At 49.1% G+C, this 14,532-nt stretch carries 16 protein-coding genes; 12 read left to right on the forward strand and 4 right to left on the reverse strand.

From position 1 onward, the window contains the following. Nucleotides 1–254: 254 nt before the first annotated feature. The 10 genes from JW883_10080 (at nt 255) to JW883_10125 (ending at nt 9,735) form a co-directional block, all read left to right on the forward strand. Nucleotides 255–1,790: an Rne/Rng family ribonuclease gene (locus JW883_10080; protein ID MBN1842613.1), complete on the forward strand. Its 1,536-nt coding sequence runs from the start codon at nt 255–257 to the stop codon at nt 1,788–1,790. A 103-nt stretch (nt 1,791–1,893) separates the two neighbouring features. Then, nucleotides 1,894–2,232, forward strand: a complete 339-nt coding sequence (rplU, locus tag JW883_10085; GenBank protein ID MBN1842614.1) for a 50S ribosomal protein L21 — start codon at nt 1,894–1,896, stop codon at nt 2,230–2,232. 4 nt (nt 2,233–2,236) lie between these two features. Beyond that, complete coding sequence (rpmA, locus tag JW883_10090) at nt 2,237–2,497, forward strand: 50S ribosomal protein L27 (GenBank protein MBN1842615.1); 261 nt, start codon at nt 2,237–2,239, stop codon at nt 2,495–2,497. 231 nt (nt 2,498–2,728) lie between these two features. Further along, the gene (gene obgE, locus JW883_10095) at nt 2,729–3,745 is read left to right on the forward strand and encodes a GTPase ObgE (protein ID MBN1842616.1); all 1,017 of its coding nucleotides are present in this window, start codon (nt 2,729–2,731) and stop codon (nt 3,743–3,745) included. Between the two features lie 15 nt (nt 3,746–3,760). Continuing rightward, nucleotides 3,761–4,936, forward strand: coding sequence for a glutamate 5-kinase (gene proB, locus JW883_10100; protein ID MBN1842617.1), 1,176 nt, complete (start codon nt 3,761–3,763; stop codon nt 4,934–4,936). Next, complete coding sequence (locus JW883_10105) at nt 4,927–6,183, forward strand: glutamate-5-semialdehyde dehydrogenase (GenBank protein ID MBN1842618.1); 1,257 nt, start codon at nt 4,927–4,929, stop codon at nt 6,181–6,183. The genes proB and JW883_10105 overlap by 10 nt, the downstream gene beginning before the upstream one ends. 34 nt (nt 6,184–6,217) lie before the next feature. Further along, nucleotides 6,218–6,862 carry a nicotinate-nucleotide adenylyltransferase gene (locus tag JW883_10110; protein ID MBN1842619.1) on the forward strand — a complete coding sequence of 215 codons (645 nt, stop codon included), beginning with the start codon at nt 6,218–6,220 and terminating at the stop codon, nt 6,860–6,862. Continuing rightward, nucleotides 6,859–7,212, forward strand: a complete 354-nt coding sequence (rsfS, locus tag JW883_10115) for a ribosome silencing factor (protein ID MBN1842620.1) — start codon at nt 6,859–6,861, stop codon at nt 7,210–7,212. Before JW883_10110 ends, rsfS begins: the two co-directional genes overlap by 4 nt. 15 nt (nt 7,213–7,227) lie before the next feature. Then, nucleotides 7,228–8,916 carry a hypothetical protein gene (locus JW883_10120; GenBank protein MBN1842621.1) on the forward strand — a complete coding sequence of 563 codons (1,689 nt, stop codon included), beginning with the start codon at nt 7,228–7,230 and terminating at the stop codon, nt 8,914–8,916. A 129-nt stretch (nt 8,917–9,045) separates the two neighbouring features. Then, a complete protein-coding gene (locus JW883_10125) occupies nt 9,046–9,735 on the forward strand; it encodes a hypothetical protein (protein MBN1842622.1) in 690 nt (229 codons plus the stop codon). Nucleotides 9,736–9,966: 231 nt separating this feature from the next. On the opposite strand, the gene JW883_10130 is transcribed toward JW883_10125, so the two are convergent. The 3 genes from JW883_10130 to JW883_10140 all read right to left on the reverse strand — a co-directional run bounded on the left by JW883_10130 (nt 9,967) and on the right by JW883_10140 (nt 11,296). Further along, nucleotides 9,967–10,605 carry a class I SAM-dependent methyltransferase gene (locus tag JW883_10130; GenBank protein MBN1842623.1) on the reverse strand — a complete coding sequence of 213 codons (639 nt, stop codon included), beginning with the start codon at nt 10,603–10,605 and terminating at the stop codon, nt 9,967–9,969. 296 nt (nt 10,606–10,901) lie between these two features. Next, nucleotides 10,902–11,033, reverse strand: a complete 132-nt coding sequence (locus JW883_10135) for a PIN domain-containing protein (GenBank protein MBN1842624.1) — start codon at nt 11,031–11,033, stop codon at nt 10,902–10,904. Further along, on the reverse strand, nt 11,030–11,296 hold the full coding sequence (locus JW883_10140; protein MBN1842625.1) for an AbrB/MazE/SpoVT family DNA-binding domain-containing protein: 267 nt from the start codon (nt 11,294–11,296) through the stop codon (nt 11,030–11,032). The genes JW883_10135 and JW883_10140 overlap by 4 nt, the downstream gene beginning before the upstream one ends. Nucleotides 11,297–11,572: 276 nt before the next feature. Here JW883_10140 and JW883_10145 point away from each other — a divergent pair, with 276 nt between their 5' ends. After that, entirely contained in the window at nt 11,573–12,487 is a 915-nt protein-coding gene (locus JW883_10145; GenBank protein ID MBN1842626.1) for a hypothetical protein, read from the forward strand. Between the two features lie 257 nt (nt 12,488–12,744). After that, nucleotides 12,745–13,707 carry a DMT family transporter gene (locus JW883_10150; GenBank protein ID MBN1842627.1) on the forward strand — a complete coding sequence of 321 codons (963 nt, stop codon included), beginning with the start codon at nt 12,745–12,747 and terminating at the stop codon, nt 13,705–13,707. Between the two features lie 627 nt (nt 13,708–14,334). Here JW883_10150 and JW883_10155 read toward each other — a convergent pair. After that, on the reverse strand, nt 14,335–14,532 hold a 198-nt coding region (locus JW883_10155; protein MBN1842628.1), incomplete at its 5' end, for a hypothetical protein.

Consider the following 14,532-nt stretch of genomic DNA (forward strand, 5'->3'; position numbering starts at 1 on the left):
CGGTCCCACATATTGTGGTCGGTTGACAGATGGCACAAGTTGAGATCACGACATATGGTATCCCCAAGATGCCATATGGCGTCATCTTAGGCGGAAATCTGTGTGCCTTTTGGGAGCACCTGATTCATGCTATCCAATAGGAGTTGTTTTTCGGTGGGGCGAGCATAGGAAAAAGGGTGTTGTGTGTCAAGGAATTATGTTTTTTATGTCAATAGGAGTTTGAAATTATTGTTTTGTTATGATAAATATACAATATGCCTAAAGAATTAATCATAAACTCCACGGATCACGAAACACGTGTTGGTCTTGTAGAAAATGGCACACTCCTGGAACTCCTTATCGAGAGGCCCACAGGGTGTGACATAGCAAGCAACATTTACAAGGGACGGGTCATTCGAGTCCTTCCAGGAATGCAAGCCGCTTTTGTGGATATAGGTCTGGGTCAGGCCGCCTTTATCTACGTTGCCGACGTCTTGAACAACTATCAGGAGTTTGAGCAACTTATGCTGTCGACCTGTCAGGAGTATGGCGAGTCGACCGAAGCAGATTCCCGTGACCGGCCTCCTTCTCTGGATCAAGGCTTCATGATTGAGGAACTTCTTCATGAAGGCCAGGAAATCATGGCCCAGGCATCCAAGGCGCCCATTGGTAATAAGGGGGCTCGGATTACAACGCGGATATCATTGCCGGGTCGTTTTCTGGTTCTCATGCCTACTACTATTCATATCGGGGTTTCGCGGCGGATTGAAGACGAGAATGAACGAAAACGTTTAAAGGAGGCCATTGCAGCCATAAGACCCGAGAATTACGGCTTTATTGCCAGAACGGTCAGCGAAGGAATCGGAACGGAAAAACTAGCCAATGAAATGAACTTCCTCGTGTCGTTGTGGGAAGAGATACAGAAAAAAAACAAAAGTGCCCCGGTGCCGAGTCTGCTGCACAAAGAACTCAATGTGACCCTTCGTGCTGTTCGGGACTTGTTTACCCAGGAAGTTGACAAGCTCGTCATTGATTCCAAGTCCGGATATGAAGAAATCCTGCAATTCCTGGATACCTTCATGCCGAAATTGAGGGATTCCGTTGAGCTTTATGAGGACCGTGAGCCCATTTTCGATGCTTACAATCTGGAATCCGAGATCTCCCGCGCCCTCAAAAAGAAGGTTTGGCTTAAATCAGGGGGCTATATTGTTATAGAGCATACCGAAGCGTTGGTTGCCATTGATGTCAACACCGGGCGGTTTGTTGGCAAGCACAACTTGGAGGAGACAATCCTTAAGACTAACCTGGAGGCCGTGAAGGAGATTGCATACCAAATCAGACTGCGTGATATTGGGGGTTTGATCATCATTGATTTTATTGACATGGACAAGCAGTCAAACCGCGAAAGAGTGTTCAATACTTTGAAAGAGGCTCTGAAGAAAGACCGAAGCAGGACGAATGTCTTGCCAATGTCAGAGCTTGGACTCATTGAAATGACCAGAAAACGGACCCGCGAAACCCTCAATCGTATGCTTTGCGAACCATGTTACTACTGTGAAGGCGAGGGGTATCTTCAGTCCAAGCGAACAATCTGTTACAATATCTATCGGGAAATGCGGCGAGAGTCTGGTGAGTTAATGGGCCAGTCTATTACCTTGAAGGTTCATCCGGAGGTCGCCGAGCTTCTTCTTGGTGAGGAGCGGGGTACGGTGGAGTCCTTGGAAACCTGGTTGAAAAAGGAGGTTGTTGTTCACCCTGATCCACAATTTCATCTTGAGCAATGGGAAACATATGAAATGCACAAAAAATAGGTTGACATCTGGCGATCTCTATTTTAGTTTAAATACTTTTTGTGAGACATCACGGTTTTCACTTCAAGGCCGAGTTTTGTGAATGTTTTGAAAGGTTGTCATCATGTATGCTGTAATATCTACTGGGGGGAAACAGTACAAGGTCTGTCAGGGAGAAACCATAAGAGTTGAAAAGATCCCAGGCGAGATCGGCGCCCCTATCTCATTTGATCGCGTCCTGATGCTATCTGATGGAGAAACAGTGAAAATAGGCCAGCCGACGCTTCCTGGCACAGCAGTAGAGGGCCACATTGTTGAACAAGGGAAGGCCAAGAAAATCATCGTTTTTAAGTATAAACGCCGCAAGCGTTATCACAGAAAAAGGGGCCATCGGCAACAGTTCACAGCGCTCAGGATCGATGCAATTAACGTATCTTTAGAAGATATCTCGAAGGAGCAATAAGACCATGGCACATAAGAAGGCAGGCGGCAGTTCAAAAAATGGCCGCGACAGCAATGGCCAGAGGCGTGGAATCAAACGTTTCGGCGGGCAAGCGGTTTTATCTGGAAACATACTGGTGCGACAGCTCGGGACTAAAGTCCATCCTGGAAACAATGTGGGCATGGGAAAGGATTACACCTTGTTTGCCAAAACGGATGGCATTGTCACATTTGAACGCATGGGACGTTCCAGGAAAAGGGTCAGTGTCTATCGGGTGTCAGCTTAGGCCCTTTTCTTCCTGAATGACCGATGACGGTAGTCATCTTGTGTCTCAGTATTTTGGTCCTGCATCCACGCAAAACGGCTTCTCTTTGACCTTGCCATTAAGCATAAATATCTGGCCACTGCGCAAAAGCTGTACCAATAACAAAGATATCGCCTTTCAGAAAAAGCCTTCATCCCCTGCGCTTATTGCAACCGTGCAGCCCGAACTTTTTGAGAAGTTACATCGATAGCAATGAAATTCGTTGACGAAGCGCTAATCATTGTCCAGGCTGGGGACGGCGGTAACGGTTGTGTGAGCTTTCGACGAGAAAAATACGTTCCCAAAGGGGGGCCAGACGGAGGTGATGGCGGCAAGGGCGGTGATGTTGTTTTCAAGACCACATCCCAAACCAACACGCTTTACAGCTTTTCTTTTGCAAGACAGTTCAAGGCCAAAAGAGGCGCCCACGGACGGGGGAAACGACAGACAGGAAAACATGGCAAGGACCGGATCATTGAGGTTCCTCCTGGCACGTTGATACGGGAGGCCGAAAGCGGCCGTATCATCAAGGATTTGTCCGGTAGAGGCGAATCTTTTGTTGCCGTCCATGGTGGCCGAGGAGGCCTGGGAAATCAGCATTTTGCCTCCTCGAGAAACAGGGCGCCCAGATATGCTCAGAAGGGCGAACCGGGAGAGATGCTCAAGCTGAAGCTGGAGCTGAAGCTCCTGGCTGATGTGGGCGTTATCGGATTGCCCAATGCGGGCAAATCGACCCTTATCTCGAAGCTTTCATCAGCCCGTCCCAAGATCGCCGACTACCCATTTACTACTCTGACACCATCTCTTGGCGTGGTCGAACCTGAGGGAGCCGATCCTTTTGTGATCGCTGACATTCCCGGCCTTATTGAAGGGGCACACCTCGGGGCAGGTCTGGGAATAACATTTCTCAAACATGTTGAACGGACCAGGTTTTTGCTCCACCTCATCGATATTGCTGCTTTGCCGGCAGAGGACGTCCTGCGCCCCTACCGGGTGATAAATTTGGAACTTCAGTCATTTAATCCGAAGCTTTCAGAAGCCACTCAAGTCGTTGTCTTAAACAAAGTGGACAAGCCAGGTGCCCATGCCCTGGCAGGCGAAGTCGCCAAATCCCTAAAGCCGTTGAATCCGGATATCTGGGTTATTTCCGCACTTACGGGGGAAGGGCTGAATCCGTTGAAAGCCCATTTGGGAGAGCTGGTGGAAGTTGCCCAGCGGGCCGCTGCCTGATTTTTTTGCTGAGATATGACTACGAAACAGGAACGAATAGAGATACGGAAGGACTTGTTCAATCGTGTCAAACGCGCTGTGATCAAGGTGGGCACTGGCGTTCTGACCGATGATCAGAAGCCCGCAGCGAGTGTGATCACCCATCTCGCTCGGCAGATATCCTGGCTTATGGATGAGGGGCGTCAAGTGATCCTTGTGAGTTCAGGGGCCATTGGCTTGGGTGTGATCAAGGTGGGTTTGAGAGAAAGGCCAACGGATATTCCCCACAAACAGGCTGCGGCAGCAGCAGGGCAGCCGAGCCTTATGCATGCCTATGAGAAGGCCTTTGGCCGATATAGGAAAAAAGTGGCCCAGGTTCTGCTCACGCGGGACGATCTTTGCAATAGGAGGCGTCACCTGAACGCCCGCAATACCTTGAATGTTTTGCTGGATTGGGGGATTTTGCCCATAGTCAACGAGAACGATACCGTGGTTGTGAACGAACTCAAGTTTGGAGATAATGACAACTTGGCGGCAATGATGACGCACCTAATGGACGCCCAGATGCTTGTCAACCTGACCGATATTGACGGGTTTTACGACAAAGACCCGCATGTCCATAAAGACGCTTCGTTGGTGCCTTTGATCTCGAAAATCGACCGAAGCGTTGAGCAGACGGCCTGCGATATTCCTGGAGCGCTCGGCACGGGGGGGATGTCGAGCAAGGTCCAAACAGCTAAGAAGGTAACCACCAGCGGTATCCCTATGGTAATTGCAAGCGGGCTCACACCCAACATCTTAAAAAGCCTGTTTCAAGGCAAGGACGTGGGAACCCTTTTTCTCCCTGGAAGGCAGAAGATGACATGCAGAAAATGCTGGATCGCCTTTACGCTCAAAGAAAAGGGTGCTATTAGGGTAGACAGAGGGGCGGCAAGGGCCATCTGCAAACAGGGCAGGAGCTTGCTGCCCATTGGGATTATGGATGTGGATGGGGAGTTCCGTGAAGGAGACATGGTCAGCTGCCTTGACCCGGATGGCACTGCCTTTGCCAAGGGCCTGGTGAACTACAAGGCCTCTGACATTAGGAAAGTCATAGGACTCAAAACCAGCCAAATCAGAAAACGACTGGGGCACAAGTACTACGATGAGGTGATCCACAGAGATAACCTTGTGATAACTCTGGACGAAACGGAGGACCCCTTATGTCAATAGAAGAGACTGTGCGTAAAATAGCACAAGCCGCAAAAAAAGCTGCCAAGGTAGTATCGATTTTGGGTACAAACAAGAAAAATGAGGCCTTGGAGCACGTTGCCTGTAAACTCCTGGATCAAGGCGCAGCGATCAAGGAGGAAAATGAGAAGGACCTGGCATACGCAAGGGAAAAGGGGCTTTCAGATGCCATGATCGACCGGCTGACAGTCAGTGACGGAGTTATTGAATCCATGGCAAAGGGCTTGCGCGACGTGATAGGGCTTCCTGATCCGGTTGGGGAAGTGACGGGCATGTGGCTGCGGCCCAATGGCCTTCAGGTCGGTCGAGTTCGCATTCCTCTTGGCGTAATCGGCATGATATATGAGGCCAGGCCGAATGCCACTATTGATGCCGCCGGACTTTGTCTGAAGGCCGGAAATGCCGTGATCCTGCGCGGTGGTTCAGAGGCCTTTCATTCCAATGCCGTTTTGGCCCGCATCATCCAGGAGGCGTTGCGGGACTCGGGCATACCGGAAGGCGCTGCCCAGGTGATCCCTGCAAGGGATAGACTTGCCGTCAACGCCCTGCTGGCTCAAGAAGACCTTGTGGACCTCATCATCCCCAGGGGTGGGGAGGGATTGATCCGGTTTGTAGTTGAAAATTCGAAGATCCCGGTACTCAAGCATTACAAAGGAGTGTGTCACGTTTATGTGGACGAGACCTCTGACCTTGGTATGGCCGAAGAGATCTCATACAATGCCAAGGTGCAGCGGCCGGGTGTATGCAACGCCATGGAGACCCTCGTGGTCCACGAAGCTGTGGCTGAATCGTTTTTGCCGAAAATGGCCAGGCGTTTCAAAGATGCAGGCGTAGAGCTTCGCGGATGCCCTGTGACTTGCCGGATCTTGCCGGAGGCCAAAGAAGCCACCGAGGAAGACTGGCTAACGGAATATCTGGACCTGATCCTTTCGGTCAAGATCGTCTCCTCAATGGATGAAGCAATAGAGCACATCGACAAGTTCGGTTCGGCCCATACAGAAGCTATTGTGACCTCAGATTATGGTCGTGCCCGTCGATTCTTGCGGGAGGTAGATGCCTCCGTGGTGCTGGTGAACGCCTCTACGCGGTTCAATGACGGCGGCGAACTCGGTTTGGGCGCTGAGATCGGAATCAGCACGTCCAAGCTCCATGCCTATGGCCCAATGGGGCTTGAAGAGCTGACCACCACAAAATTTGTCGTCTTTGGGGAGGGGCAAGTCAGAACATGACGATTTTGCAAAGGTTTCACCGTAAGGGGTATTCGTGCGCTTAGGCCTTTTTGGCGGGACCTTCAACCCTATACACATCGGCCACCTCAGGGCCGCGGTAGAAGTCCGGGAGGCTTTCAACCTGGACAAGCTTTTGTTAATCCCATCGGCCAGCCCGCCACATAAGAACGCCGGAGATATTGCCAGCGCTGAGGACCGCCTTGAGATGGTCCGTCTGGCTGTTAAGGGGACCCCCTATTTGGAAGCCTCTGACGTGGAGCTGGCACGTTCCGGGCTTTCATATACTATCGAGACCTTGCGGTACTTCCAGGGGCATTTCGGGCCAGGCAGCACTATCCATTTTATCGTGGGAGTGGATGCCTTTTCGGAAATCACTACGTGGAAATCGTATAAGCAGCTTTTCGCCACTGCCCATTTCATTGTCATGACCAGACCCGGAGCCAGAGTGAAGGATCTGGGAAGATTTATCCTCACCCACATATCCGAAGAGTACAAATATGACAGCACATCCAACCGATACAATCATCCCCGCCTGTGCCCTGTCTTCTGTCTGAACATCACCCACCTCGACATTTCAGCAACGGAAACCAGAAAGTGTATCAGGCAAGGTCATTCCATCCGTTTCCTGGTCCCCCCCACGGTTGAAGACTTCATAGACAAGAAGAGGCTTTACCGATGACGCAACCCAAAGAGCCGGCCATAAATGACTACATCAAGGCAGTCCAAGCCATGAAGGCCTTTGATGTGGTTGTTCTCGATGTGCGTGGATTGGCTTCCTTTGCAGACAATTTCATCATATGTAGCGCCCGCTCTCATCGGCAGGTATCCGCCATTGCGGAATTCGTTGAAAAAGACCTCAAGGCAAAGGGGATCAAGTCTTTAGGCGTAGAAGGCCTCCAGGAGGGGCACTGGGTCCTCATGGACTACGGGGATGTGATCATTCACGTTTTTTACGAACCTGTGAGAACTTACTACGACCTTGAAGGTCTGTGGTCAGACGCCAAGCGGATCGAGGTCGGTGATGGCTAGGGGCTGTGATGCATTATGGAAAAACCCACCCTTAAAGGATCAGAAAAACCTGGAGTCCCTTCTTGTCCCAGCCCCAAGGAGTTAATGGCGCTTCCGGCCAAGAAGGCTCTTGATGTGATCCTCGAATCTTTGACACCTGCCCGTTTGGTTCAGTCTCTCGCTGAAGAGGATCTGTTCTGGCTGGTCCAGGATATTGGCCCTCAGGATGCACTCCCGATTTTGTCCCGTGCCTCTAATGATCAGTGGCAGTATCTGTTGGACCTGGAGTTGTGGCGCAAGGATCGGCTTGAGATCGATTCTGTCAATAGATGGTTTGACCTTTTGCTAAAAGCGGATCCACAGAGGTTCTTAACTTGGGGATTGCATGAACACATCCAGCTTATTGAGCTTAGTCTTTTCAGAAATATCGAGGTCAGAATCATGCAAGAAGATGAGTCTCTATCTGATCTTGATGAGAATTGGTTTTCCCCGGATAGCATGTTCTATGTTCGTGTACGAGACGAAAAATACTATCAAGTTATAAAGGAATTTCTTGACCGCCTTGCAGAGTACGACCTCAACAGGTTGCGTCAGGTCCTCTTGGAAGTGACCGGGGTTCTGGCTCCTGAAACAGAAGAAAACATATACAGACTCCGAAATGTCAGATTGGCTGAAAAGGGTTTTCTTCCCTTTGAAGAAGCCGTCGGGGTCTATCAACCCCTAAGCGCCCAAAGTCTTTTAGAAAAAGAACCTGACGCTCAGAATATGGTAGAACAACCGGATCTTTTTGAAGTCATACCCGTTTCAAAGTCACTGCTGATCCAGGACACGGATCCCTTTTTCATGGCCCTGGGATATGTAGAAGACAGTCACACATTGGAGCGGCTCCAGATGGAATTTTCCGCCATGTGCAATCAAATCATGTCTGCGGACGGCCTTGTGGCTCGAGAAAAAGAGGACCTGGTCACTGTGGTTAGAAAAGCCTGTGGATATTTGAACATTGGCCTCAGAAAACTCACGGACGGGGACCCCCAAAAGGCCCCTTCCTTACTTGAAAAATTTCCTTTGAACCAGATCTTCCGCGTTGGTTTCGGCGCTGCCCTGGAGCTAAAATGGAAGGCGGAAAAATGGATCAAGAAAAGCTGGTTTGTCGCCAGAGACCTTGAGCTAAATTTCTGGGAGGATGACTGGGAAGGTATGCTGGGTGGCCTGCTGAAGAAACGCCCCCTTTTTTACGCTGCTTTTTCAGAGGGTAGCGACCCATATCGTGAGTTCAAAAGCATAGAAGACATCAACCGTTGCCGTGAAGCCCTTGATCAAATCATGGCCGTGGACTACCTTCTTTCCCTTGTCTTTGCTCATACGCCCCTTGCCCATCCCGTGAAAACATATCAGCCCGTCAGTTACAAAAATCTTTTCCTGACCTGTTGGGCGCGAGACCACTTGGGCCAGCCGGAAAAGATAGAACCCTTGCGGGCAGAGGAATTTAAGGCCTTCTTTCGAGATTTTTGGGCAAAGGGGAAAAAACCGTACCGGGTATATGAAAAAATGAAGAAGTCCTTTTGGGACTGGCTGGCCCTGCGGTCCGGGCTTGCCGCCAATGAGTTGCAGACACAGGTACAACCTCTTGATAACCTGTTCAGTGAACTTGAAGAGGAGTATGGTTCGGTATCATTGCAAAAACTCGACCCGAGGTATGTAAAACATTTTCTTGTGAGACCCTAACCTAGGCGAGCGGGAAAATCCAAAGCACGATATTCGGATTTGCGGCTGCCGCCTTGAGAACAGTACGGATTTTTTTGCCAGAAAAAGCATGAACTTCGCGACTCAAGCCGGAAAACAGGAGGGGGTAGCATGAACAGAAAACAATATGCGTTGATGGTATCGTTGGTGGTCATTGCCGGCTTTGTTGGTGGCGCACTTTCTGCCAGGATCTTCAAGGCCCCATGGGCCTTGGCAGAGACACCGCCAGGGCCGTCAAAGATGATTTCTGCAGAAAAACTTCAGATCGTGGACAAGAAGGGCAAGGTCTGTGCTGTGCTGGATCAGCAGCGACTGGTGTTTTTTGACAAAAACGCTGCTATTCGCTTCTCGCTCGATATGGACATATACGGAGACGCGCATATGTCGCTGCGTGACAAGGACGGGACAATTCGCCTCATGTTCGGGCTTGATCTGGGCGGCAAGCCTTATGTGGGGCTTTCTGACGAGGACGGCGAGGCCGATATCAGGCTTGAGGTGGGCGAGCGGGGCTCCTTCCTGTACCTGTCGGGCAATGATTCTCCCAGTGGCGCTGCATTGGGTTCGGATGCACAAGGCACACATCTATCCCTGTCTGACAAGGATGGACGATCTCGTCTCTGGCTAACGGTGGATTCAACAGGAGACCCGTCATTGAATCTCTTTGACCAGGAGGGCAAGTTGCGCGCTGTGCTCGGAAGCGCTGTCCTCAAAGATGTGCAGTCGGGGACAAACGAAGGAGTTCCGGCTTCCTCCGTTTTGCTGTTCAATAGAAGCGAAAAAGTCATCTGGTCTGCGCCGTAGATGTAAGGTCTCAATAACCCTGGCGTTACCGCCTGCGGGGGCCGTTTGGACCTTCTCATTACCCTATATATAGTTCCGAACCCGGCCTTCATGAACGCTCTGCATCTGAACTTCCCGCCATTCAATTTCCAAATAGACGCGGCTCAGTTCAACCCAGAATTGTATGCCGGCTTCGCGACATACGAACTCTTGTTTCGTTAGATTGGCAACGCATCTAACTAGAATAACAGGTCAATTGGGCTTACTCGATCTCAAAAGGAATAATCCAAGATTGCCACCACTAATAATCCTCCTTTTCTCTACAAACAAATCATGCGCGTCTATCAAGTTTAGAAGTCCTTGGCTGGCCACGAAGCTACGATAATTCCTGAAATGCTCTCTTCCAGCTGCTATTTCAAAGAAAAGAATAAGGGCTTTTTGAAGCCAACCTTGTGGAAAGCAAATTGGACCGGGGTGAAAATCAATTAGTAGCATGCGGCCATCTTGTTTCAGAACCCGAACCATATCGCTCATTGCGGCGGGGCGTATTGAACTAGGCATCTCGTGCAAAGTCAGCATCGCAATAACCAGATCGAAGAAGCCATCTGAATAAGGCATTTGCGATGCATCTCCCAATCGAAGTTGCACACGATCGCCCAGTTTCCCGCGAGCTTCCTCCAACATTCCAGGGGATAAGTCTATTCCATGCACCTCACATCCCGCTCTATAGTACAGATATAGATTCGTCCCAGTTCCACACCCGACATCAAGGACACGCATCCGTTCCTTGGGAGGATACATCTTCAAACCCATCTGTCTTATTGCTTTGCTGAATGGCTCAACCCAAGTATCGTAGGATTTTGCGATCTTCCTATACGGATCTCCGGTCATTTCGCGCCCCACAAAATAGAAGCAATTAAATACGACATTCACAATGACTAGAAGGCTTGAATGCAGATTCCACGAATTGCCTGTCTTCCAGTAGCAGCAACTTTTTGGCTCAAGTCGAGGAGTTGATCAATTTTTGCAATAATTTTCAATGAATTTATCGTCGTCAGGGTCTTCGCATACCGAGATATCAAAACCCTGAGTATTGATGAATTGCCCATGAATTGTAACCAGTTCAATAATTGGCAATATATATCGATCGTCGGGAATTTAGATGATAGATCCTCTGCAACACGTTGCTATTCATCAAGGATTTGTTGCGAAAGTACAATTTGAAAGCTTTGGTTTCTCCATGCTTTAAGGATTTGTAATGGAGGGCCGCTGAAAAATATCCCGGATATGAACACATTCGTATCAAGGACAATTCTCATTTCTTTTTTCCTCGAGCTTTTAAAATGGCATTGCCAAGATCAGACTTTTTAATTCCGGCTTGTTTTCCTTTTTTTCTGGCCTCGGCAATAAGAGGGCCAAATTCATCAAGTGATGGTGGTGCTATGTTCTTAAGGACGACAACGTCCTTTTCACCGACAACGACGAATTGAGCCCCAGCCTTTAAGTTTAGTTGTTTCCTTATATTTTCAGGAATAACGACTTGGCCTTTTGATGACATTTTTGTTGTTGAAACATTTGCCATGACAAACCTCCATGCAGTTAGGATGTCTTACTGGTAAGATGTCCCCCTACAAACGCGAGAAAGCCAAGATAAAAAAATATAATTAGTTTGACATAATGTGAGGTGATTTGCTACGCGTTGAAGGACTTATCCAGGCGTCTAGGGATGACCCAGTCCGGAGTGGGGTACGCCGTAAAAAGAGGCGAACAGTATGCTGAAGAAAACAACTATCGTCTCGTAGAAACTTCATTATCTACTTATGCCCCTCCCCCCTGACTATTCTTCTATGTGGGTGTAATGACCATGCATATCTTTCAGGTCATTGGTTGCGCGATAATTGTGGCAGGTTTGCTTGGAGTGTCTTTACTCTTGGTAAACAAGGTCGTGGGTAATAAGGTTGGAATATTGCTCTTCGTAGCGTTTGTGGCCAGTGGATTGCTTTTGATTGTTCAGCATGGGATATTTCATGACAAGATAGGCGATCTCGCCGATGTCCAGGCCGAAGCTGAAACTGATGCGCGCCGTATCAAGGACATATTGACAGAGATTCAAAAGTATCGCGAGCAGGTCAGGGCACACAGTCACACGATCAACTTCGCGGCGAAGGAAGCAACTGAGGTGAGCCGACAGGTTGAACAAGTTAATATGCAGCGTGCTGAAATAACTGAATTCATGAAAAGGCTTTCGGTTGCTGTAGAGCAAGCGCAACATTCTGAGGATAAACTTGAAGCTGCAAACGCTTTTGCCATAACAGTGATCCGGGCTCAAAATGACGATAGAGAGGCATTCGACGAATTAGGCAGGCTCTCCAAAGATGGGACAAAAGATCTGAGTATGCTTGCGGCGCGGGCGTATGGCACGATAGTGGATGCCCATTCACAACCCTTCTACCTTAGTGGTTTCAATATCCCTTGGGGAGAGGGCATTGATCCTTCCAAGCTCTCTCTTGATGAACTTATTGTTCAATATGGCATGGCCGCAGCGTGGTTGCGACCTGGACTTATTGAGTTCATCTGGAAAAGAAATGATTTGCCAAAGAAACCCCGCCTCCAATTCTTAATAGATGTTATACGTTCAGACAGAAGCCTACGTGCAGTGGAATACGCAGGGCACTACTTTATGAAGGGGACACAATTGAAGATAAAACCGTTAGCGGTTGACCAGTTGATGGACTGGTGGGAGAAGAATAAGGATACCATTTCAAATCAGTAGTCCTGCAAGGCAATGTTGTAAAAGGCGAGATTTGATCTCGCATTTCACACCCCTACTTTTCGACTCCTTTCTGGCAACAACATCTTGCCATCAAGTTCCTCCGCCAGGATTCAGCACAGAGATTTGACATATGTCTTTCCATTTAAATAAGATGGTTCCATTCTGATGCCATTTCTAAGATCCTCGGGCCGAGATCTAATCACTATTCGGCTTCAAGCCAAAAGGAGTCTAATTCAACCTAAAGCGGTATGGCTGGGATGTACGAAGCTCAACTTCGATGGAAACCGGTAGCTGTCCTCCTGGGCCTCGCCCTGATTTGGGGGGCAAACATGGCGATCATAAAAATTGGGGCTCGGGAGCTGGCTCCTTTGTTCATGGCTGGCCTGCGATCTCTGGTGGCCAGCGCATGCCTTTGTGTTTGGATGAAGGCCAAGGGGATTCCTATCTTCCCCTCCAGAATTGTGGTTCTTCACGGAATTGTAGTTGGAATGTTTTTTGGTTCCGAGTTTGGCTTCATCTATGTCGGGCTGCAATACACCCTCGCGTCCAGAACGTATGTCCTCGTGTACACTGCCCCGTTCTTTGCAGCTGTGGGGGCTCATTTTTTCCTCGAAGGGGACCGGCTCAATGTCTGGAAGGCCACTGGACTTTTCCTGGCTTTTGCCGGCGTGGTTTCCCTGTTTATGAGGGGACTGGCCTCTTTTTCCATGAGCACTTTGCCAGGTGATCTAATGGGCTTGGCAGCAGGTGTCTTGTGGGCGGCTACGACGGTCTACCTGAAGAAATACCTCTCCCACCGGACCGTGCCCTTGCAGACGCTTTTCTACCAGGTTTTCTTTTCCGCGCCTTTGCTGTTCCTCATAAGCGTCGCGCTGGAGGATCCCATTTTGTCAGGATTTTCCTTTGTGACTGGATTCTCGTTGTTCTATCAGTGTATTGTTGTAGCCTTTATTAGCTATCTGGTCTGGTTTCAGCTCATCCACCGGTACTCTGTGAGTTTGCTCCATGCCTTTTCCTTTTTCACCCCGGTCTTTGGAGTGTTTCTAAGCGGGATTTTGATCTTGGGAGAGGTGATGACTCCGAACCTTATCCTGGCTTTGACTTTGGTGAGTCTGGGAATGATTCTCGTGAACAAGCAACCTCGGGCCAGGAAATGTGAAGGGCGTCCCCAAAATTCCCGCAATAGCGAGCGCATTCCCCGTAACTCTTTGCGGGGTTAGCGAGCGAATTATGAAATGCCAGCGTTCCTTACGGTCGCTGCGGAGCACTGCCGTCAGGCAGAACATTCCCTGCGGCTTGCCGGAGGGGTCTTCAAAATCCCAAAATTTTTGTTACGTATCGTTTTTAAATATGAAAAAAATTCGATTGGCAGCATTGCGAATCCCATTCCGTTGCATTATTTTTACGTAGAAAAAGGATCTTTGAAAATTTGCCCCTGCTGTGTTCGGGATGAACGGGATTTTCTCAGAAACAACACACATGGTGGACATAAACCTTTGAACGCTCCCGTGTGCAGGTTCTGTTTAGACGGAAAAGCCTAAAGGAGCTTCAAGGTCGATGACTTTGGAAAGGTTCGGGAGAAACTCGTACGGACGACACGTGTGGGGGCATCCTCTCACGCAATCGAGAACCGTAAGGAACGGCGAACTCATTTGGTTCTGTCGAATTACTTTGATGACCAAACAAAGGGTTGGGCGCCGACGCCGTTCCGGGTTCTCTAATTATAAACCTTCCCAGTGAACCTCGGTGAAACTTGATTGCCTTTTTGAGTAAAAGGCTCTTCACATTTCCACTTTTGGATTGGCTTTGAATGTTATATGGGCGGCAGTTGGGGAACGTCCATTGTATTATAGGTTTATTTTCTCCAATAGACTCAACCCTTTCTCTGCGACTATTTTTTGACCTCGCATAGCCGATTCGCTTGGCTCCATACCCAATAGCTGAGCCACATGCCTCACTACCCAGTTAAAATCATACCCCTGTGCTTCAAACTTGTACTTGCGCTCTAATTTTTCCTCAGCTCCCTTTAATACCTTTTCAACAAA

The sequence above is a fragment of the Deltaproteobacteria bacterium genome, from assembly GCA_016930875.1.
Taxonomy (GTDB): Bacteria; Desulfobacterota; Desulfobacteria; order Desulfobacterales.

Excerpts from the sequence above, each read along its gene's own strand:
- JW883_10080 (MBN1842613.1), top strand. The coding sequence starts at position 255 with ATGCCTAAAGAATTAATCATAAACTCCACGGATCACGAAACACGTGTT.
- rplU (MBN1842614.1), top strand. The coding sequence starts at position 1,894 with ATGTATGCTGTAATATCTACTGGGGGGAAACAGTACAAGGTCTGTCAG.
- rpmA (MBN1842615.1), top strand. The coding sequence starts at position 2,237 with ATGGCACATAAGAAGGCAGGCGGCAGTTCAAAAAATGGCCGCGACAGC.
- obgE (MBN1842616.1), top strand. The coding sequence starts at position 2,729 with ATGAAATTCGTTGACGAAGCGCTAATCATTGTCCAGGCTGGGGACGGC.
- proB (MBN1842617.1), top strand. The coding sequence starts at position 3,761 with ATGACTACGAAACAGGAACGAATAGAGATACGGAAGGACTTGTTCAAT.
- JW883_10105 (MBN1842618.1), top strand. The coding sequence starts at position 4,927 with ATGTCAATAGAAGAGACTGTGCGTAAAATAGCACAAGCCGCAAAAAAA.
- rsfS (MBN1842620.1), top strand. The coding sequence starts at position 6,859 with ATGACGCAACCCAAAGAGCCGGCCATAAATGACTACATCAAGGCAGTC.
- JW883_10120 (MBN1842621.1), top strand. The coding sequence starts at position 7,228 with ATGGAAAAACCCACCCTTAAAGGATCAGAAAAACCTGGAGTCCCTTCT.
- JW883_10125 (MBN1842622.1), top strand. The coding sequence starts at position 9,046 with ATGAACAGAAAACAATATGCGTTGATGGTATCGTTGGTGGTCATTGCC.
- JW883_10130 (MBN1842623.1), bottom strand. The coding sequence starts at position 10,605 with ATGACCGGAGATCCGTATAGGAAGATCGCAAAATCCTACGATACTTGG.
- JW883_10135 (MBN1842624.1), bottom strand. The coding sequence starts at position 11,033 with ATGAGAATTGTCCTTGATACGAATGTGTTCATATCCGGGATATTTTTC.
- JW883_10140 (MBN1842625.1), bottom strand. The coding sequence starts at position 11,296 with ATGGCAAATGTTTCAACAACAAAAATGTCATCAAAAGGCCAAGTCGTT.
- JW883_10145 (MBN1842626.1), top strand. The coding sequence starts at position 11,573 with ATGACCATGCATATCTTTCAGGTCATTGGTTGCGCGATAATTGTGGCA.
- JW883_10150 (MBN1842627.1), top strand. The coding sequence starts at position 12,745 with ATGTACGAAGCTCAACTTCGATGGAAACCGGTAGCTGTCCTCCTGGGC.